Annotated in this window: 14 protein-coding genes and 7 pseudogenes; 11 read left to right on the top strand and 10 right to left on the bottom strand. The window is 58.4% G+C overall.

Features of this window, described 5'->3' with window-relative positions; all coding sequences use genetic code 11:
- Positions 1 to 95: 95 nt before the first annotated feature.
- The 3 genes and pseudogenes from ACVIN2_RS15420 to ACVIN2_RS15410 form a co-directional block, all read right to left on the bottom strand.
- A pseudogene (locus tag ACVIN2_RS15420) lies at positions 96 to 671 on the bottom strand (IS3 family transposase); the annotation flags it as partial.
- Positions 672 to 894: 223 nt separating this feature from the next.
- The gene (locus ACVIN2_RS15415; protein ID WP_438745937.1) at positions 895 to 1,554 is read right to left on the bottom strand and encodes an isochorismatase family protein; all 660 of its coding nucleotides are present in this window, start codon (positions 1,552 to 1,554) and stop codon (positions 895 to 897) included.
- Between the two features lie 219 nt (positions 1,555 to 1,773).
- Positions 1,774 to 2,535, bottom strand: coding sequence for a hypothetical protein (locus ACVIN2_RS15410; protein WP_456766216.1), 762 nt, complete (start codon positions 2,533 to 2,535; stop codon positions 1,774 to 1,776).
- 182 nt (positions 2,536 to 2,717) lie between these two features.
- On the opposite strand from ACVIN2_RS15410, the pseudogene ACVIN2_RS15405 reads away from it, so the two are divergent.
- Positions 2,718 to 3,246: pseudogene (locus ACVIN2_RS15405) on the top strand (DDE-type integrase/transposase/recombinase); the annotation flags it as partial.
- A gap of 289 nt (positions 3,247 to 3,535) precedes the next feature.
- Here the strand turns inward: ACVIN2_RS15405 and ACVIN2_RS15400 are convergent.
- A complete protein-coding gene (locus ACVIN2_RS15400; RefSeq protein ID WP_456766215.1) occupies positions 3,536 to 4,912 on the bottom strand; it encodes an aminotransferase in 1,377 nt (458 codons plus the stop codon).
- Between the two features lie 372 nt (positions 4,913 to 5,284).
- Here ACVIN2_RS15400 and ACVIN2_RS15395 point away from each other — a divergent pair.
- Positions 5,285 to 5,492: pseudogene (locus ACVIN2_RS15395) on the top strand (IS66 family transposase); the annotation flags it as partial.
- A gap of 68 nt (positions 5,493 to 5,560) precedes the next feature.
- Here ACVIN2_RS15395 and ACVIN2_RS15390 read toward each other — a convergent pair.
- A pseudogene (locus tag ACVIN2_RS15390) lies at positions 5,561 to 5,798 on the bottom strand (IS256 family transposase); the annotation flags it as partial.
- An 899-nt stretch (positions 5,799 to 6,697) separates the two neighbouring features.
- Between ACVIN2_RS15390 and ACVIN2_RS15385 the strand changes: the two are divergent.
- Together ACVIN2_RS15385 and ACVIN2_RS15380 are read left to right on the top strand one after the other, a co-directional pair.
- Positions 6,698 to 7,144, top strand: a pseudogene (locus tag ACVIN2_RS15385) (transposase).
- Positions 7,045 to 7,248: a hypothetical protein gene (locus ACVIN2_RS15380; protein WP_456769889.1), complete on the top strand. Its 204-nt coding sequence runs from the start codon at positions 7,045 to 7,047 to the stop codon at positions 7,246 to 7,248. Before ACVIN2_RS15385 ends, ACVIN2_RS15380 begins: the two are co-directional and overlap by 100 nt.
- Positions 7,249 to 7,556: 308 nt before the next feature.
- Here the strand turns inward: ACVIN2_RS15380 and ACVIN2_RS15375 are convergent.
- The 5 genes and pseudogenes from ACVIN2_RS15375 to ACVIN2_RS15355 all read right to left on the bottom strand — a co-directional run.
- Positions 7,557 to 7,844, bottom strand: a pseudogene (locus ACVIN2_RS15375) (transposase); the annotation flags it as partial.
- Between the two features lie 16 nt (positions 7,845 to 7,860).
- A complete protein-coding gene (locus ACVIN2_RS15370; protein WP_317245344.1) occupies positions 7,861 to 9,177 on the bottom strand; it encodes a M20 family metallopeptidase in 1,317 nt (438 codons plus the stop codon).
- 142 nt (positions 9,178 to 9,319) lie between these two features.
- Positions 9,320 to 10,087: an SDR family NAD(P)-dependent oxidoreductase gene (locus tag ACVIN2_RS15365; protein ID WP_438745941.1), complete on the bottom strand. Its 768-nt coding sequence runs from the start codon at positions 10,085 to 10,087 to the stop codon at positions 9,320 to 9,322.
- A 95-nt stretch (positions 10,088 to 10,182) separates the two neighbouring features.
- Entirely contained in the window at positions 10,183 to 10,482 is a 300-nt protein-coding gene (locus ACVIN2_RS15360) for a hypothetical protein (protein ID WP_456766214.1), read from the bottom strand.
- A gap of 565 nt (positions 10,483 to 11,047) precedes the next feature.
- Positions 11,048 to 11,725 carry an FCD domain-containing protein gene (locus tag ACVIN2_RS15355; RefSeq protein ID WP_438745942.1) on the bottom strand — a complete coding sequence of 226 codons (678 nt, stop codon included), beginning with the start codon at positions 11,723 to 11,725 and terminating at the stop codon, positions 11,048 to 11,050.
- A gap of 109 nt (positions 11,726 to 11,834) precedes the next feature.
- Here ACVIN2_RS15355 and pxpA point away from each other — a divergent pair, with 109 nt between their 5' ends.
- The 7 genes and pseudogenes from pxpA to ACVIN2_RS15320 all read left to right on the top strand — a co-directional run bounded on the left by pxpA (position 11,835) and on the right by ACVIN2_RS15320 (position 19,628).
- Positions 11,835 to 12,560 carry a 5-oxoprolinase subunit PxpA gene (gene pxpA, locus ACVIN2_RS15350; protein ID WP_456766213.1) on the top strand — a complete coding sequence of 242 codons (726 nt, stop codon included), beginning with the start codon at positions 11,835 to 11,837 and terminating at the stop codon, positions 12,558 to 12,560.
- A 71-nt stretch (positions 12,561 to 12,631) separates the two neighbouring features.
- Entirely contained in the window at positions 12,632 to 13,696 is a 1,065-nt protein-coding gene (gene torT, locus ACVIN2_RS15345; protein WP_456766212.1) for a TMAO reductase system periplasmic protein TorT, read from the top strand.
- Positions 13,693 to 15,228, top strand: a complete 1,536-nt coding sequence (locus tag ACVIN2_RS15340) for a sugar ABC transporter ATP-binding protein (RefSeq protein ID WP_317245338.1) — start codon at positions 13,693 to 13,695, stop codon at positions 15,226 to 15,228. Before torT ends, ACVIN2_RS15340 begins: the two co-directional genes overlap by 4 nt.
- Complete coding sequence (locus ACVIN2_RS15335) at positions 15,225 to 16,244, top strand: ABC transporter permease subunit (protein WP_438745946.1); 1,020 nt, start codon at positions 15,225 to 15,227, stop codon at positions 16,242 to 16,244. The genes ACVIN2_RS15340 and ACVIN2_RS15335 overlap by 4 nt, the downstream gene beginning before the upstream one ends.
- Before the next feature lie 125 nt (positions 16,245 to 16,369).
- Positions 16,370 to 17,756 (top strand): annotated as a pseudogene (locus ACVIN2_RS15330) (aspartate aminotransferase family protein).
- Positions 17,757 to 17,775: 19 nt separating this feature from the next.
- Positions 17,776 to 18,657: a 5-oxoprolinase subunit B family protein gene (locus tag ACVIN2_RS15325; protein ID WP_317245335.1), complete on the top strand. Its 882-nt coding sequence runs from the start codon at positions 17,776 to 17,778 to the stop codon at positions 18,655 to 18,657.
- Entirely contained in the window at positions 18,654 to 19,628 is a 975-nt protein-coding gene (locus tag ACVIN2_RS15320; protein ID WP_438745950.1) for a 5-oxoprolinase/urea amidolyase family protein, read from the top strand. The genes ACVIN2_RS15325 and ACVIN2_RS15320 overlap by 4 nt, the downstream gene beginning before the upstream one ends.
- Positions 19,629 to 19,631 lie beyond the last annotated feature (3 nt).

Genomic DNA, 19,631 nt, shown 5'->3' with positions numbered 1-19,631 from the left:
CCAAAAGTGTGCGCGAGAACGAAAAGCAATCGCGACGGTTAGATCAATTCTCTAACTCTCATCGATCGCCGGGAAGCGCCTATTTCTCAAGTCATGTGCTCGGATTCGGGCCTAGTGGTCCGCGGCTGGAGGTAGAGCGCCTCTATCCCCATCCGCCGCATCAGCGTTGTGGCATGCCGGCGGCCGATCTTGCACCCTTCGGCAGCCAGCAGGTCTCGCAACATTCGCGAACCGGCGAAAGGACATCCAAATGCAGCCGGTCGACGTTGCATGATCGCGAGGTCGGCGGGCGATACCGGACGTGGTAGACAATCGACACTCCACGGCTGATCTTCAGAACTTCCGCCTGTTTCGTGATTGGCAGGTCGTGCTCACGGCGATCATCGCTTGGCGCTCAGCAAGCTTTGCTGCGCGCGCCTTCTAAAAATCGTACTCCAGCGTCAGCTCCCCAATCTTGCCGTGCCGCGTTGTCACGTCTACGGCAGGCTCGGTCGTTCTGTTGCCTCCTGCAGGGCCAAATACCGCGGCCGCCGCTTCCTGAGGCTGGGGACTTTCACTGCGCGATCTGGTTCGGGTGCACGTCGATGCTCTGCCAGCTGGGCCAGCGTCACGGCTAACACCACGTTGGCCTTGAATGCCGGTGCGTCGTGCCGGCGGGCTCGTTTGCTCATCGTCTCTCCTGATTCGTGGGACAATCCTGCCCGCCGTCAGGCAGAAACTCGACTTATCGCCCTGTCCAGATTTCCGGAGCCAGCTCTAACATCATTCTCGGCTTGGTCGTCTTTTTAGCTGCCTCGATGCACGCCAGACGCGATCCGCGTCCCCATCAACTACTTTGCGAGGGGTACCGCTCTGCATTCCTCCTCGAAGGCACTTATTGGTCGGTGCCTCTGACTAAAATGCGCCACCGATCTCCTTAATTAGGGCTTCTGTGGAGACCAAGCGGCTATAAGTTGCACTGACTCGCAAACTGTTCTCGTGGCGCTGCTGGCTGTAAGTGGCACACGCATCTGGCACGAGAGTGACGAGGTAGCCGCGATCGCAGGCATCTCGGGCCGCAGACTCGACACACTCGTCAGTAACGACCCCCGCCAGCACGAGTTGCCTAACCCCTAGATTGCGCAGCAAATAGTCGATTTGAGTGGACACGAACGCACTCGATGACGTTTTCGGCAGTATGATTTCATCATCGCCGGGGGCGATCTGATCAATAACTTTCCCGTCCCATGCTCCCTTCGGCACGTGAAAGCCTAAGATCTTGTAGTTCAGCCCACGATCTCGACCGTCTTTGGTCAAATTTTCGATAGTTGTGTAGAGCACTTCTATGCCCGTTCTACGAAATGCCGCCTGCAACCGCTGCATGTTGGGTACCGCAATGGTACTCAGACGATCGAAATAATAGCCATACTTGGCTGCAAGCTCCGTGTCAGACACATTCTTGAACTCACCGCCATCACGGTGCACGCAAAAGTTTTGCACGTCGATGAACAGTAGCGCAGACTTCCTCGGATCGAGTGGAATCTCTCGCGTGGCCGGGCATTGTGTTTTTGACATACTCTCTCATCCTTGCAGTGGTCAAATAGCAGAGATCAAGGTTATCTATTACGCTGTGCCAACGCCGGGAAAGAACCATCGAAACACCCGACAAGTCGTATGTTGGTCCAGCAGACGCCGAGAGCGTGATGGAGCAGATTTGATGCTCGCAAGCGGCAATCGCGTCGGTCCCTTAGCAACTGCATCGCGCGTAGCAGAGGCAAGCCAACAGCGGCTTGACTACAACCCTAACCCCAGATCGGCTTTCTCTTCGGAGAATATGCGGCTTCTCAGCTCGTCGCCGGTGAGCCAAACCAGCCAATCGTCGTCGACAATTCCCTCTTCCACGAGCTGTAGTGCTGAGCCGCCTCTCTCTTGATGCGTATATCCGTATCGTGAGACCACGCCCTTATAGATCGCCCAGTGCGCCACGAGTGCACACACGAAATCAGGAGCCCATATGGCAAAAGACACGCCAAAAGCGAGTCCTGCTAAAATACTTGTCATACCAGCCCCTCGGTAGTCTCTGCGCACCCACACATCTCCGTGGTAGGCGACTTTCCCGGTCATTCTCTTTGCACCTTCTGCAATAGATACGCATTTGTCGTGAGGATGCGCATGTTGGGTTGGCGACGCGTAAAACGCCTTAAGAGATTCAAGGTGTTCTGCAAGGTTACTGCTTGAAAGGTCGTAAAGCCGAACTGCCTGCAAAACCGCAACTTCGTTGCCCTTGTCACGACCAACGACCCAAAATCCTTCCCCGGATTCAATTGGAGAGCGGTCAGGCCGAAAAACTGGAGATGTAGGCCCCTTGGTCGGAGTCGATTGAGTGATCGAGACGTATTCTCTAAAGTCATCCCCCAGCGAAAGCTTTATGCCTCTTTGGGACGCGGCAACATCATAATGCCGAATGACCCTAGCGACGTGTAGTAGGTCAACCGCGTTCTTCGTTGCATTGCTACGCGCTGTTGCGTTTAACACCGGAGCACCTTTCAGTCGCATGTTGCTAAAGCATTGTTCAGGATCGTTACACTACCTATTTCGATAGGTGGCTCAGCGCGACGATTGGTGAATTGGCTCTCCTCGAGCTCATCGAGAAAGGCGAGAACGAGGTCCGGATCGAGATTCTTGAAGGGCGAACGTCGCGGGTTTCTTCCGCAAACGGAGGGCGGCAAAGAGGCGCGAAGCGCGCTGCGGTCGCGCATCTGCAGTCCCTCTATAGCCTGTCGGAACGGCGGGCGTGCTCGATCGTGGGCGCGGATCGGAAGATGATCCGCTATCGCTCCATCTGTCCTTCGGACGTGGCTCTCCGTGGCCGGCTGCGTGACCTCGCCAACGAGCAGCTACGTTTTGGCTACCGCCGGCTGTTCATGCTGCTGGGACGGGAGGCCGGAGGACGAGCCGTCGGGGATCAATCAGATCCGGCTATGCGGCGGGCTCGCCGCAGGGCCGGGGAGGCTCGCGCTCCGATCCTGGGTGGAGGCCAAGCCCAACGCACGCTGGTGCTGGACTTTGTTCACGACCAGTTCGCCGAGGGCCAGCGCATTCGCATCCTCAGCGTTGTCGACGACGTCACTAAGGAATGCCCGGGCGCCGTTCCGGCAACGTCGATCCCAGGGCGGCGCGTGGACCCGCGAACTGAGGGCAATTGCACAGCAACGCGGCAAGCCGGGAATGATCGAGTCGGACCGTGGCACCGAGTCCACCTCTAACGGCATGCCCCCGTGCAAGGAGGTAGCCGAGAGTTTCAACCGCCGGATGCGCGACGAAATGCTCAACGAGACCCTGTTCTCCGATCTCAACGACGCCCCCGCCTGGCAATCGCGAGATCGTCGGTGCGATCCCTTCCCCTCCTTTTGCAGCGCGAATTGCTTTCCCCAATGCCGCCTCGCACCAGGCCGCTATGAAAGTGATATTCCATTCCAGTACCAGCGACGGAGAAGGGGACGGCTGTGAGGCGCCTTTCGATAGTTCTTAAAAAGGACCGTTGTCTGGTTCTCGATCAACTGACAAACACAGCATTGACTGCATCCACCGTGCTCTCGACGATGATATCGGCTTCGTGCCTTGTTAAGCACAACGGTGGCGCGAGCCCGAGAATGTCGCCCTGCGGCAAGGCGCGGCCGATGACGCCGCGCTCAAGCAGCGCGGCAGCGACCTGCTCCCCCACTTTTTTGGACGCATCGAAGAAGATGCGGTTATCCCTATCCTCGACAAATTCCACCGCCGCCATGAGCCCGTCGCCGCGCACCTCGCCGACGTTTCGATGATTGCCCAGCGTCTCAGCCAATGCAGACCGGAGATAGGCTCCAGTATCGCGGGCATTCGCGATCAGGCCCATTTCATCGATTAGCTCGAGATTTGCAATGGCAGCCGCTGCGCAGATAGGATGAGCGGAACAAGTCCAGCCATGGCCGATAGTACCGAGTTGGTCGGAGCCTTTCACGACAACTTGCCAAACTTTGTCCGAAACGATGACGCCGGAGAGGGGCGCGTACGCGGAGGTCAGGCCTTTTGAAATTGTGATCAGGTCCGGTCTGATATCGTAGTGATCGGAGCCAAACATCCTCCCTAGGCGGCCGAATCCGGAGACGACTTCATCCGCGATGAGTAGAATGTCGTATTTCTTCAACACGGACTGCACCTTCGACCAGTAGCCGGTGGGCGGCGGAATTATGCCGCCAGCACCTTGGATCGGCTCCCCGATGAACGCCGCGATTGTATTGGCACCCTCGGCTACAATCATGTCCTCAAGCTTGTCGACACAGGCCTGGGCGAACTGCTCCTCGTTCATAGTCGTATCAGCGCGACGAAAATAGTACGGGGCTTCAGTGTGGAGAATCGGCGCGCGCGGTAGATCAAAGGCGTTGTGGTACAGTTCAAGGCCTGTCAGCGAGCCCGTCATGACCGTTGAGCCGTGATAGCCGCGCCAGCGGGAGATAATCTTCTTCTTCTCCGACCGGCCAAGCACATTATTGTAGTACCACGCCAGTTTGATATTTGTCTCGTTCGCGTCCGAGCCTGATAGGCCGAAAAAAACGCGACTCATGCCCGCCGGCGCGCGATCGATGATCATCTTGGATAGTGTGATCGGGGCTTCTGTGCCGTGGTCGACAAATGCGTGGTAATAGGCGAGTTCGTTCGCCTGCTTTGCAATCGCTTCCGCGATCTTCCGGCGGCCATATCCGACATTCACACAAAAAAGACCCGCAAAGGCGTCAAGGCTGGTTCTGCCAGACTTATCTGTGATGTAGACTCCTTTACCCCCGGTGATCACGCGCGTTTGGATTTCACCTCGCGCATGGGCGCCAGCTTGCGTAGCTGGGTGGAAGAGGTGATCGCGGTCCCAGGCGCCGAGTTCGTTCGATCTGTCGAACATTCTGTTTCCTCTGCTACTTTGCATGAAAAGGCGTCGAGGCACATTCTATGGCGATAAGTGCCCCACCTGTGGCTCTATGGTGGGCTGCTTGCTGCCGCCGAAAGTTCGGATTCTTGTTGGGCGTTACGTTCGACAATAACGAACTCTGATGTTGCGAAAAGAGGCCCATCCCAGCCAGGGTTGGTAGTTGCGCCACAACGATGGCGCGGTACTCAGCTGAGAGCACGTCGAGCTCGGAGACCCGGCAGTGAACGTGCTCGGGCAGGCTGCTCGGCTACACGCTCACTTCTTCTCCCAAGGGCTGGGCAAGGTACGGAGCGCCGTCTCGTCCAGCAGCCCAAGGGTCGGCACGGGAAAGCTTTCGACCGGTAGCTGCGCGCAAAGCTTGCGGTGATCAGCCAAAAGGGCAAGCTGGTGATGCCCATCCGTTACGCGCTCTCACGCTGGGAGGGGCTGACGCGCTTTATCGGTGCTGGCCACATCGAGCTCGATAGCAACGCAGTCGCGCGCTCAATCCGCCCCGATCACGCTCAACCGGAAGAATACAGTCCTCGCAGGCTCTGACTGCGGCGTCCCGCATCAGCTCTGCCGCCAAGCAGTTCCAGCGCGCGAGCTGTCGCAAAATTGTGGTGACGGCCTGGCTGGTCGGGCTGCGGCGGTTATGAGCTGACGGTCAGTCGGTTTGTCGATGACCTCGATCCCGTCGTTGAATGTCACCCGAGAACGAGTTTTGGAAATTGGTTGTGGCCATCGAGACGGCGCCAGCTTTTCTGCGCGGCTTCAGGCAGTTTGAAGACCATCACGAGCGCCGTCCTGTTGGACAGGCAGCCCTTCGATCGGATCGTGCGGTGTCGCAGGTAGCGAAGGTGCTTTCAATGGGATTGGTAACCGGTATGAGATTTCTCGGTGGCATCGTTCCGCTGCGGTATTCGACATCGTGGCGTATGGTGCGTGCGACCATCGGGACAGAGGCACCGCAGCACGATGTGCGGGCAGGCCGATACACACGATGAGCCGAGAGCTCGAGTTAGTAGCTGTCCGCCTCTGCGGCTCGCCCGGTTGGGCCGAGAGCGCGAATCCGTAGTTGTCGTGTCGCCCGCCGCTCACGCGTCTGGCAGCAGGTGCAATTGCAAAGGGGTAAGTTGGATTGATGTCTACCGAACCTTCGAGGAGGTGGTATCTTGGGAGAACGGCTGGCTCCGCCATGCCGGCCGAGTTGATATGACGCGGACCGCGCTGAGGGATTTGGCAAGACGCCTGCTGCTGGCCAGTGAAGAGATAGTGCGCGAATGCGACCGGCAACATCATTGCGGTCTCGCGAGTGCTGGCGCCGTTCGTGGCGCGGCTGATTATCCAATCCGTTGCAGCTGAAGGCGATCGCCCAGGCTCACGTCAAGACCGATAAGATCGATGCTGGCACGCTCGCCAGTCTGCAGGCGGCGAGATACCTACGGCAGATATGGACACCTGACGCGGAGACCGAACGCAAGCGCAGGCTGGTGGCGCGGCGCTACCAGAACGTGCGGCATTACGCGGCTCAAGAACGAGGTGTGTTCGATCCTGCACGCACACCTGATCCCAAAGTTCCCACATGCCGATCCTTTCTACGCTCGCGGCCGGGCGTGGTTGGCTGCTCAACAGCTGCCGGACGATGAGCGAGCGGCCATCGATCGGCACGTCCGCGAGCGGTTGACTGGCTGGCGGAAGGCCTATGCTACTCGACCGGCAGATCGCGCAGGACGCAATCGAGGATTCCGCGGTCAATAGATTGATCACGATAACCGGGTGAATCTGGCGGTCGCTGCCGGCATCCTGGCGGCGATCAGCGACGTCTGCCGCTCCAACAGCCCGCAGAAGCTGGTGAGCTATTGCGGGCTGAACCCGCGGGTGCGGTAGTCCGGGCTGGGAGCGGCCCACCACGGCCGTATCAGCAAGATCGGGCGTAGTCATGCGCGCGCCACGCTGGTCGAGGCGGCCTGGGCGGCAGCCAACGCGCCCGGTTCTCTGCATGCTTTTTTCGTGTGCATCCGCGCCCGGCGGGGCCGTCAGATCGCCGCGGTCGCCGTGGCTCGCAAGCCCACTGTGCTCATTACCTATGGGCGCGCCCAGCGCTGGTCGCCGACAAGACCTGCGTGGTGCAACTTCGAGCCGGAAATCCACAACAAAAAGGTAGCCGTCCCGGCCCAGCCTATGCCTACAACATCAAGGCGCTGCGCGACCGCGACATGTTGATTGCTGCCCAGGCGGAGCAAAGCTACGAGAGATTTGTGTCGCAATGGAAAGCGCGGCGGCCAAAAACCGGCACGCGGGCGCCTCAATCCGGCGGGAGAAAATAGGCAGTCCGGTGACGCTTGCAGCGGACGCGTTACGCTTCGCCATGAGGTCGCTCACGCCGGAGAACCATAATCGCGGCTGACGGCAAGGTCGAGCCACGCCTGGAATGCAGTCCCGTTCCACGCCCGCGTGCCGTCGTGCTCTGGCCGGTCAAGGCCAAGCCCGTGCGGTGGCCGCAAGTGCGACCAGCCTTCACCGCCTGCCCGCGGCGGCTGCGAGATCGGTCGCCGGGACGGAAGAATGGCCCGCAGCGCGACCGAACAAAAGAATGGACTAGCAGCGACTTTCGCAGTCCTCGGCTCGGCAGAAAAAATCGCTTGTCCATCTCATCCGTCGTCCGCAAGTGTTTCCGGTGCTCGGCCGGGAAGTCGTAGAACGCCAGTAGCGTGTGCCGATCCTTGCTTAGGCAGTCGGCCGCCTTCTCGTATTTCGGCGTGTAGCTCTCGATGAACGCGTCGAACGCCAGCTCGGCCGCGGCCTTAATTTTGGCCATCCAGATCTCCTGCAACGCCCGTTTGGCCTTCGGCTGCTGGCTCGTCGGCAACGTGGCGATCGCATTCGCGGTCTTGTCTACCCAGCAACGCTGCTCGCACGTTTTTCGGCCAGAAATGTACTCATCTGATTCCGCACCAGTCGATTATTCCGGCGGCCAGAGTTTTCGTTGTCTCCTCCAACGAGGCGATGACTACGTACTCGTCACTACTGTGAAGACCGTCGCCAGAGGCGCCGTAGATCATGCTGTCCACCCCCGCGCCGGCGTAATGCGCGCAGTCGGCGACAGCGATGAATCCGGTGATCTTCGGCTTGCCGCCGAGTTGGGCTCGGCGCCTGAGAAGCGACTGTGCAATCGGATGATCGGATGGCGTATTCATCGGCGGGAAATGCAGGCCGCTGAGTTCCCACTGGACTTTGATCGGGTTATGCTGGAGCCAGAGGTCCTGCTGACAGAAGTGGTGCACAAAAGCTTCAAACTCGGACCGCACATCTTCCTTCGTTTGGTTTGGAAGAAATTTGTAGTCGAGGTCGATGACCGCGACGTCCGGGATAATTGCAGGATTCGTCATGACGAGCGGCAACCCATCCAGCCCGAGGCCCGCACCGGCGCGCATCGCGCCTACGTTTATTGTGTTCATGCCCGGCGGCAATAGCGGATGCTGGCGATAGCGACATCGCGAGCTTTCGAAGTGTCTAAGAGCGTCCAGAAATCGTGCAGCAATATCGATCGCATTTACAGCTCGCGCCGACCGATCAGGCTCGTCGCGCTGCGGCCAAATTTCATTGTAGCGCCAAGCGGAATGGCCTTGTCGACCCATAATGGTAACGCGGATCCATTCTAAGCCACCCTCACAAATCAGGATATTGCCCCAGCTTGGCTCGGTAATGATGGCTGCTTTGGCAAGATGACCCCGCTCCACCGCATCAATGGCGCCGAAGCCGCCAGCTTCCTCATCGATGACGGAATGGATGGAAACGCGACCATCAAGTTCGATACCGGCGGCCTTGATGCCTCGGACCGCGGCTATGGCGGCTGCTACACCGCTCTTCATGTCAATGGCGCCGCGGCCGTAAAGTCTACCGTCTTTAATTTCGCCCCCGAACGGATCCATCGTCCATGCGCTCCGCTCGCCGATCGGCACCACGTCGATGTGGCCGCACAAGAGTAGGCTGCGCTCCTCAGAGCCGGCTAGCTGACCAACGACATTCGGTCTGCCCGCGAACACGTCCCATCGGTCGATCGCCATTCCAAGTGACTTTAGCGTCGATTCGATCAAGTCTTGGGCCGCGTCCTCGCGATTCTGGATCGGGTCCTTCAGAAACTTTGGATTCACCGATGGAATCCGAACAAGCTTTCGAGTGAGTTCCGTCACATAACTCCGCTCACGATCGATCGCCGCCCAGGCAGCTGTGACTGCAGCTTCGAGAGTTTCCATAGGGCCTTGTTTCTCAGCGTTGCGGTTGATAGCGACCTCAGGGTGATCAGGCTAATGCTACGCGCCCGGATAAGTCCCCGCCGGTCATGCGCCGAGCTCTCGGGCGGCAGAGCTTAACGCGCGGTACCCGATCCCAGAGCCTTCAAGGAAGTGCCACGCCGGTCAGCCTGGCAAACTCTGCGATCATCCGCTCCTGGAATTCCGGACGGGTCGCCTCGTTGGCAGGCGCTTCTTGCCTAAGTCGGTGCCAATAGCCGCCGCTGACCTTGGCTGCTGGCTCGTCGCTCACGGCGAGCCAGCTCTGTGTGCGCTGACCGGTGTCGACGTCTACCGGGGCGGCGAGGCCGCCCATCTTCGTGCGCGCCCAGCCCGGATCGACGGCATGGCTCAACACCTGTGGCCACCGTCGCGACAGCGCGAGGGCGAGCGCGACGACGTGAAGCTTGCTTTCCGCGTAGGCTCTCGCCCAATCCCAAGGTCGCTTGGTCCAGTTGAGATCGCCGAGTGAACCTTCGCCGCCATGATGCAAACCGCTGCTGAGGTAAACCAGCCGAGCCGGGCGCTCGATCAAAGCCGTCAGCATGTATGGCGCCAGGGAATTGACGGCAAGCGTGTTCGGATGCCCCTCAGGGGTCGAGCCACGGGTTCGTTCGGTGTAGACGCCGGCATTATGAATAACTGCATCCATGCGACCGATCGCGTTCACTTGATCGGCGATGCTTTTGACCTCTCGCGCGCTGCAGAGATCGCCAACCGCAAAACCCGCGGCGCGCGAAGCAAAGTCGCCCATGGCAGGAATGCGGTCCTTTAACCTGGCATGGAGCAACACTCTGTGCCCTTCGCTCAGCAAGGTCTCGGCCGCCGCGCGTCCAAGACCGTCTGCACTTCCCGTAATGAAAACAATAGCCACTCGCTCATCCTCTCCGATCCTAACGGCGCAAACACATATCTCGGTCTGGCTTAAGTGAGACCCCGAGCTCTACAGCCAGCCCGCACCGCCCGTGTTTAGTGTTTACCCCGGGCTCGCCGAATGAGATTGTGCAACGGGCGCGCATAGAGATCGCCCTCCGGGTGGTACGAGATATGAAAGATACCATTCTTCTCCGCCGCGAAGATGCGGATGCCCGGTTCGTCGAACCAGCCGAGATCAACCGGATGAGCGACAAACGGCTTGGTGAAGAGACGAAGCCCATCGGCCAGGCTCTCTTTGTCTTTCTTTTGCGCCAGAGTGCGGGTCGATCCTGCCGAAAATTTGGGTATGTGGGCCTTTAGTAGGCGCCGCGCGTGCGATATCGATGTAGTCATCGAAATTGATTGCTATCGAGAGCCGTAAGCCTTTTTCCAAGGCGTCGACGTCATACGACTGAAGGAAACGCGATACATGCAAGGGATTAAAGAGGCCAGTCATTGCTACACCCTCGTCCTGTCGCGATGAGGAACATCATCTGCTGCGAGACAACTTTCCGGTACAACATGGAAGGACGACTGAGACACTACTAGTCTTGGTGGGTCGCTGGCCGGGTGATAATTGATCGGTACCGCGGAGGAGAGAACATTCCGGAACAAGGACGACATCATTTCGGTTTCAGGGAGCGACTAATCACCACCATCGGACCGTCGCATGGGTCCAAATGGCCTTATGTCGCCTTAGGCCTTGCAATCGGTTCGAGCCGAAGATGTCGGCAATTGAAAGCTTCCCGGAGGGGTACCGTTTACCGACGACACCATTACCAGGATCATCAACAGCCATCCAGGTAGCAGCATCGGCGAGCTAGGTCGCCAGCCTATTGCCCTCATGACTCAAGACGTTGGTTAAAAAAGACGCATCGGTCGCTTTCAAATTTCAAGCTGCCGCACAGGAGCTGCGGACTCAGAAGTTGTAGCCATCTAAAATGTCTCTTTTAATGGCGATAGCAGCGCTCTTTGGATCGTGCACGACAATCGCGTCATAAACTTCCTTGTGCCGTCGGGCAGCGCTTTGGAATAACGCTTCGTTTGGGACGGACTGCCTGATGGAGGGGCCGATGTGCATCCAAAGCGGTTCCAGAAGGGTACGGACGAACGCGAGCCGGCTCATATCGGCAACTAGCATGTGAAAGTGGTAATTTGCCTCTAAGAAGAGATCGATGCTGTTTGTTTCCGCTGAGCGGTCAATGTCCCTGACGAATACGGCGAGTGACGCTAGTTCATCGTCCGATCGCAGCATAGCTGCACGCTCCGCCGTGGTCGTCTCCAGGACGATACGTAGCGTGCAGATATCCTGAAGCTGCTTAGGGCTGAATTGAGGGACTGCCATCGTCCGATTGGCTGTTGAAACGACGCAGCCGGTACTTTCGAGACGCTGCAGTGCGTCCCGAACGGGCATCAGGCTTGTTCCTAAACTCTTCGCGAGCGTCCTCAGCGGTAGCTTCTGTCCAGGCGTGAACCGGCCCATCATCAGATTCCGCTTCAGACGGTCGTAGATTTGCTCGTGAAGCATGTCCCGCGAGACCGGAGTGAGGACCGGCCCCTGTACAGCTTCAGGAAGGAGGTCGTTTTCTGGGCGCATTGCTCAACTCCGTTTAGATTTTTTTGTTATAACACTAGACAATCCAGTTGACATCAAAATTTAGGAAGCGCAGATTTCATTCTGTTATAACACTAGACGGATTAATGGGATGAGCGTCACGCTGAACTGCGATATGGGGGAAGGCTACGGAAATTGGCGCTTTGGGAACGATGCCGGCATCATGCCCTTCATCGATTGCGCCAATATCGCGTGCGGTTTTCACGCCGGCGACCCCATGACCATGATGCAGGCGGTCGAGCTGGCCGCTTGCGAGGGAAAAAGGATTGGGGCCCATCCCTCACTGCCAGATCGTGAAGGCTTTGGTCGGCGTGAGCTGCGCTTGTCCCCGGAGGAATTGCGCGCAGCATTCATCTATCAGATTGGTGCTCTTGCTGGTGTTGCTCGCGCCGTCGGGAAAAGCCTGAACCATGTGAAACCACACGGCATCATCTACGGTATGGCCGCGCGCGACATGGCGCTTGCCACCGCAATGGCGGAGGCCGCGAAGACATTCGACCTTCCGCTCTTCGGAATGGCAGGCACTTTTCACGAGAGCGCGGCCAGGGCGGTGGGGACGCATTTCGTAGCGGAGTTTTTCGCTGATCTTTCTTACGGCGCGGCCGGCGAACTGATCATTCCGCGGACCCAGTCGGCGGTCGATATCGAAAAGACGGCCGCTCGTCTCGAGCGGGCGGTGCGAGAGGGGAAAGTCGAAGCGGTCGACGGTACTCTCCTCGACGTCTCGTTCCAAACTGTCTGCATTCACTCGGACCCGCCCAATGCGCGGGACGTCGCGGCTGCCATGCGCCGCGTGCTCGATACCGCTCAGCGGTAAAACAATCGGGCGGAAGACCCGAACAACAACAGAACGCACTCTTTCAGGAAGAAATGAACATGAGAGGACTGATGAGGACGAGCGTGCTTGCGGCTTTGGCCAGCTGCGCTTTTGTGGGAAGCGCGCAAAGCCAGCAGCCGGTTACGAGCTTCCCTGTGCAGCTTGTTGACGGGGGTAAGAAGACCGATGCCGACTGGAAGCTCTTGGGCGGGGAGGAAGTGACGAAGCCCTGGAACATCTGTGTACTCTTCCCGCATCTCAAGGACAGCTATTGGGTTGCCGCGAACTATGGCGTCGCGGCTGAGATTCATCGTGCTGGAAGCGCAATGACGCTTTACGAGGCCGGAGGGTATACGAACCTTTCAACCCAGCTCAGCCAGATGGACAACTGCATCGCGCAGAAATTCGACGGCATCATTCTGGGTGCGATCAGCGCTGACGGTGTTGGGCCTCTGGTCAAGAAGGCGACGGATGCTGGCATTCCGGTGATCGATTTCGTCAATGGCGTCAAAGAGCCGAGCGTTTCCGGTCACGCCCTCGTCAGCTTCTACGACCTCGCCTACCAGACCGGAAAATACATCGTCGAGCAGTCTGGCGGAAAGTCCACGGTAGTTGGCTTCTTTCCGGGCCCGCAGGGAGCGGGCTGGTCCGATGACGCGGTGCGCGGCTTCAACGACGCAATCAAGGAATCGAAGGTCGAGATTGCGGTGACGCGGCGCGGCGATACCGGCCTGAATGTTCAGCTCGACATGATCAACAACGCGCTACAGACGTACGACAAGCTCAATTGGCTGGTCGGCGTCGACATTGCCGCGCAGGCCGCTGCGGTTGCAGTTCGCAACGCCAATTTAGGAGGGAAGGTCAGCGTCGCAGCGTTCGATATTATCCCGCCGGTGTACGACGATATCGCCGCTGGAGCCACGAAAGCTTCGCCCACCGACTTTACTGTTCTTCAAGGGCGCCTCGCTGTGGACATGGTTCTGCGACTGCTGCAGGGCCAGAAGTTGCTGGCCAAGCGTGCGGGGCCGAAGCCCCAGATGGTGACCGCGGATACGATCAAATCGGTTAGCAAGACCGACATGTTTGCACCAGCGGGATACAAGGTCGAATTTTCGGTCGAAGCGACCAAGAAATGACCATCGTTAGCGACTTTCAGGAGGGCGAAGTATTTGCCTCGCTCTCCGGCGTATCCAAATTCTATGGGAGTTTCGCCGCATTGAAGGACGTGAGCATTACGCTTCGGTGCGGCGAGGTTCATATGCTTCTTGGAGAGAATGGGGCGGGCAAGTCAACGCTTGTTTCGTTACTTATTGGAGCAAATAGGCCCAATGAAGGCGCCCGCATTCTGTGCGGGCGCGCCTGCCCGGATCTTACTCCGTTGGAAGCGCGCGAGAGTGGAGTCAACGCCGTTCTGCAAGACTTTGGCCTGGCGCCCTCGATGACGGCGGTGGAAAATTACGCTCTTGGCCGAGAAAAAACACGAGGCGGGATTCTAGACAAGGCCGCAATGCGCGCCGGGATGATGAGGTCGATGGAGAAACTCGGCGTCGCCATCGACCCCGACGCACGCGTCGACACTCTAACGCGCGCTGAACAACAGCTCCTGGAAATCGTACGTGCACTTGGCGGAAAACCAGGTGCGTTGATCCTGGATGAGCCAACCGCAACCCTCAGCCACGACGAATCCGAGCATTTGTTTTCCACCGTGGAGGTGTTGAAAAAAGAGGGGTGGGCGATCCTCTACATCAGCCATCGTATGGAGGAGATCCAGCGCCTCGGCGACGTTGTGACAATCCTGCGAGATGGATGCTTTGTGAGCTTTCATCGGCTGGCAGACGTGACGAACGAGCAGATGATCGCTGAGATGGTCGGCCGGGAGATAGCGAATTTCTATCCCCAGATTCCGCATACTCCTCGCCATGCTGTCTTGGAGGTGAAAGGGCTTTGCTCCGGGCACAAGATCAAGAACGTCTCATTTGAGGTCAGGGCCGGCGAGATTGTCGGGCTTGGCGGGCTCGTCGGTTGCGGTAAGGCGGAGGTCGCCCGCGCGATCTTCGGATTGCAGGCGATTGACGCAGGGGAAATTGTGCTCGTCGGCGAGAGCATCAAGGCTCATTCGCCGACCGCCATGCTCAAACGCGGGTTGGTTTACCTGCCGCAGGACCGCCGGGGTGAGGCGCTCGCGCTGAACCGTCCGATAGCAGAAAACATCGCAATTGAGGTGCTCGGGGAAGCTGGGTCGGCGTACGCCGGCTTCGTGCGAACGACTGTCCTCGCGAAGATTGTGAACGGTCTGCTCGCAAGGCTGAAAGTTCAACCCGCTGAGCCCAATAAAGCAGTTCAGGAGCTTTCAGGCGGCAATCAGCAAAAGGTGGTGCTCGGCCGAGCGCTGAGCCGAAAGCGGAACCTCTATATGTTCGATGAGCCGACGGCTGGCATCGATGTTGGTGCCCGCCTTGACTTCTACCATCAACTCCAACGGCTGTGCGCCGAAGGTGCTGCAATCCTCCTCATCACTTCCGACCTCCAGGAATTGGTTCATCTTTCTCATCGTGTCCACGTCATGCATGAGGGCTCGTGCACGGCGAGCTTGGAAGGAGACGGGATCAACGAGGAAGCCGTCATCGCGTACGCCTTTGGCGATACGCCACAAAAGGATCTTCAATGACTCTGATACGCTCCCAGGCGGGTATCAAGCCTTCGGCAAGCGTCAATGCCGTATCGACACTCTTGACGTTCGGTGCGCTGCCGGTCGTCTTGGTTGTCTGCGTCGTCGTGTTCCAGTTTGGAAATCCGCGCTTTCTCAGCTCGGCCAATATGCTCAACATACTGCAGCAAGGCGTGTTCCTGATGCTGATCGCATTCGGGCAGATGCTCGTTCTGCTCGCTGGCGGATTCGATCTGTCGGTAGGATCAGTCGTTGCGCTGACTTCCATCATATCGGCGCAGGTCATGGTTGCCGTTTCGCTGGCCTATCCCGAAGCGCCCAGTCTTGCTATTGGCGCAGGTTTCCTCGCGACTGTCATCGTGGGTTTGATTTGCGGGCTAGTAAACGGGCTTGGTGTCGCGGTGCTGAAGGTGAACGCCTTCATTGTGACACTGGCGACGGCCTCGATCTTCCGCGGCGTGACGCTTGTTATCTCGCAGGGCCTGCAGGTAAGCGGCCTGCCGCGTGAATTCGTCTATGGCATCGGATCTGGTTTCTTCCTCGGCCTGCCTGTCTCGTTCTTCTTCGCACTTCCAGCACTGCTCGCCGTCTTTCTACTGGTCCGGCAAATGCGCTTCGGCCGCTACATCTATGCCATCGGCTCCAACATCCGCTCTGCTATGGTGGCTGGCGTCCACATCAACCGCTATCTTATCGCTTGCTATATGCTGTGTGCGACGATCACCGCCTTCGCAGGCTGGCTTTTGACCGCACGGGTGTCCTCAGGCGAGCCATTGCTCGGCGGTGAATTTCCACTCAACTCGATCGCAGCAGCGGTCATCGGCGGATGCTCCCTTCGTGGCGGTGAGGGCTCGCCGACGGGTGTCTTTATGGGCGTGATCTTCATCACCGTGCTGGCGAATGGTATGGACCTTCTACGGATAGGATCGAACTATCAGATGATCGTGCTGGGGGTCGTGCTCGTTGGTGCGGTCGTGCTGGATCGCTATCGGCTCGCGGATGCAACGAAGCGCTGACGAATGCCGGGAGCAGTCTGTTTTGATGCGCCGCTTCCGTTCTAACGAAACACCACCCGTTGGGTTTTTATATCCGAGGTCCGGGACATGCGCGATCTCGGGATGCCCATAGTAAGGACTACATGATGCTCAAACAACTTTCGAATTCCCTCGCTCATACCGACGTCTCCACAACGTTGCACCCCTATACCGATGCGCGGGCCCATGAGCGGGAAGGCCCGGTCATCATCGATCGCGGTAAAGGGATCTACGTCTACGACGATGCTGGCAAGGAATATATCGAGGGTCTTGCAGGTCTGTGGTCCGTGGCTGTCGGGTTTGATGAACCTCGCCTTGTGCAAGTCGCGAGTGCGCAGATGGCCAAGCTTCCCTACTACCACACGTTCAGCCACAAGGCTCAGGAGCCTTCGATCCGGTTGGCTGAAAAACTTGTCGGAATGACGCCCGCTCCCCTGAGCCGCGTCTTCTTCACGAGCTCGGGCTCCGAAGCAAACGACACCATGATTAAAATGGTGTGGTACATGAACAATGCATCGGGGCGACCCAAAAAAAAGAAGTTCCTTGCGCGCAATCGCGCCTATCACGGTGTTACCGTGGCTTCGGGCAGTTTGACCGGTCTGACTAATAACCACACCGATTTTGACCTGGCCGGTCATTCCGGTCCGTCACCTAACTTGCCCGCATTTTTATCGTTTCGCTCAACCCGACGAAACAGAAACTGGATTTGCTGCGCGCTTGGTCGCGGAGGCCGAAGCGGTGATTCTACAGGAAGGCCCAGAAACGGTCGCGGCTTTCGTTGGTGAGCCGCTGATGGCTGCCGGCGGTGTGATGCCGCCTCCTGCCGGGTACTGGAAGGGAATTGAAGCACTGTGCCGCAAGTATGACATCCTTCTGGTCGCCGACGAGGTGATTTGTGGCTTCGGACGGCTGGGTGCGACGTTTGGCTGCGAACTTTACGATTTTACCCCCGATATCATGATTGTCTCGAAACAACTCACTTCATCTTACATGCCGCTTGCTGCGGTGATCCTTTCGCAAAAGGTGTACGACGCCATCGCCGACAACACGGCGAAGATCGGTACCTTCGGTCACGGATTTACTGCATCGGGCCATCCTGTCGCGACCAGAGTAGCTTTGGAAAACCTCAAAATCATCGAAGAGCGCGATCTCGTCGGAAACGCCGCGCGTATGGGGCGGATTCTTCAGGCTCGCCTTGGCGAGCTTGCCGATCATTCGCTTGTCGGCGAGGTGCGAGGAGCGGGGCTAATTGCCGGGATTGAACTTGTCTCCGACAAGGAAACACGTCGTCCCTTTGCGGCCGCGAGCAAGGTTGGAGCAGCGGCTTTTGCTGCGGCCCAAAAGCACGGTCTCATCGTGCGCGCGATCGGCGATACGATCGCCCTGTGCCCTCCGCTCATCATCAATGAGGATCAAGTGCACGACTTGGTTGCCCGTCTGAGCGATGCGCTCGACGATGTAGCCCAATGGCGATCCGCCGAGAACCTTAGTTGACGTCAGCGAGGAGGCGTATGTGATTTACGAACAGCCAAAGTTCTTGCCTGCTGGCGACCGATATCTGCTGATTGAGTTTGGGAACGAGATGAATCTCGATCTCAACTTCACGGCACAGGGCCTGGCGTCAGCGGCTGCGGAGGCAAACGTACACGGCGTCATCGAGACGGCGCCTTGCTTTGCTTCGCTGCTCGTTCACTACGAGCCGACGCTGATCGGCTATGATGATGTGGTCCGCGAGTTCTCTCGGCTTTCGGACTCTCTGGGCTCGTCGGAGGATATCGAACTGGAAAGCCGGCTGTTCTACCTGCCGACGCTTTACCTCGATCCATGGACGAAGGCTTGTGTCGAAGACTACTGCGCGAAGATCGCGAGGAAGGTGCCAGATCCCGAGCTGTTGGTGCAGCAAAATGGCCTTGAGGATGTCAACCATCTAGTTCGGCTTCACTCGTCCTCGGAGTATTGGGTTGCGTCCCTGGGCTTCTGGCCGGGGCTGCCCTTCTTGATGGCGCTCGACCCGCGGGCGCGTCTGACCGCGCCCAAATACAACCCTCCGCGGACGGACACGCCGGAGGGGGCAGTTGGGTTGGGCGGCGCCGCAAACTCCATCTATCCTGTCGCCACGCCCGGCGGCTACCAAATCTTTGCCCGCACGCCAGTGCCAATTTGGGATCCAACTGGCAAACGCCCGGCTTTCGAGGGAAGTCTGTGTCTCTTTCGTCCAGGAGATCGCATCAAGTTCGTTCCAGTCACGCGCGAGGAATATGACGACGCGGAGCTAGCGGTGAAGGAGGAGCGCTACGACTACACGATCGTGGAGTACCAGAAGTTCGCGGTCCGCAACTACAACAACTGGGTCTCGAAAGTGAGCGGGGCCAACAAGGCGCATGTACCGACATGATCAAGGTATTGAAAGCCGGACTTGAAACATCGATCCAAGACTACCCGGGGCGCATCGGATATTGGAATCAGGGCTTTCCGCCCTCTGGCCCCATGGATAGCTGGTCATTCCGCTTGGCGAACGTACTCGTCGGTAATCAGCCAGGTGCTGCGGGGCTCGAATGCCAGTTCCTGGGGCCTACACTTTCCTTCGATGCTGACACGGTAGTCGCCGTTACTGGTGCAGACATGCGCCCGGCGCTTGACGGCGAGCCATTCCCCATGTGGCAGTCGCTCGCCGTAAGAGCCGGCCAAACACTAGCCCTAGGAGCAGCTCGTGTCGGTGGTCGTGCTTACATCGCGGTCGCTGGTGCGTTCGCGAATGAGGAGCGGCTTGGTTCGCGCTCCACCTTTAACAAAGCCGGTGTCGGCGGCATGGACGGCCATTCCATCAAGGCCGGCCAGGATTTGCCTGTTGGGGAAGCGAGAGCGACCCCCGGCCTCCTGGTGCCCAATAACCATAGGCCTGACATCCGCACAGACCGGACGTGGACCATCGAGGTCTGCGCGGGTCCAAACGATGACTGGATCGACGAGGCCGCCAAGGAAAGATTTCTGAGCTCCGCGTGGACACTTTCCGCTAAGTCGGATCGCACCGGCTTCCGGCTGCAAGGCCCCGAATGGACGTTCACGGAAAAGGCTTACAACAAGCCGAAAGAACATGGATCGTTACCGTCGAACATTATCGATCACGGTTATCCCATGGGAGCGATTAATCTCGCCGGCCAGACGCCGATCATTCTGGTGAATGACGGTCCCTCGATGGGAGGCTTCATCAACCCCTATACGGTTCCCTCAGCTGCATTCTGGAAATTGGGCCAAGCAAAGCCCGGGGAGCACCTGCACTTCCGGCTCGTCAGCGTTGCGGAAGCTCAAGGCATGGCTAGGCAAATCGCAGAACGTTGCGTGCGCGAGATTCTTGTAAACGCCTGATCG

It is taken from the genome of Bradyrhizobium sp. USDA 3650 (genome assembly GCF_054057395.1).
The sequence above is the reverse complement of the archived record's forward strand: the minus strand, read 5'-3'. Positions and strand labels throughout refer to the sequence as shown.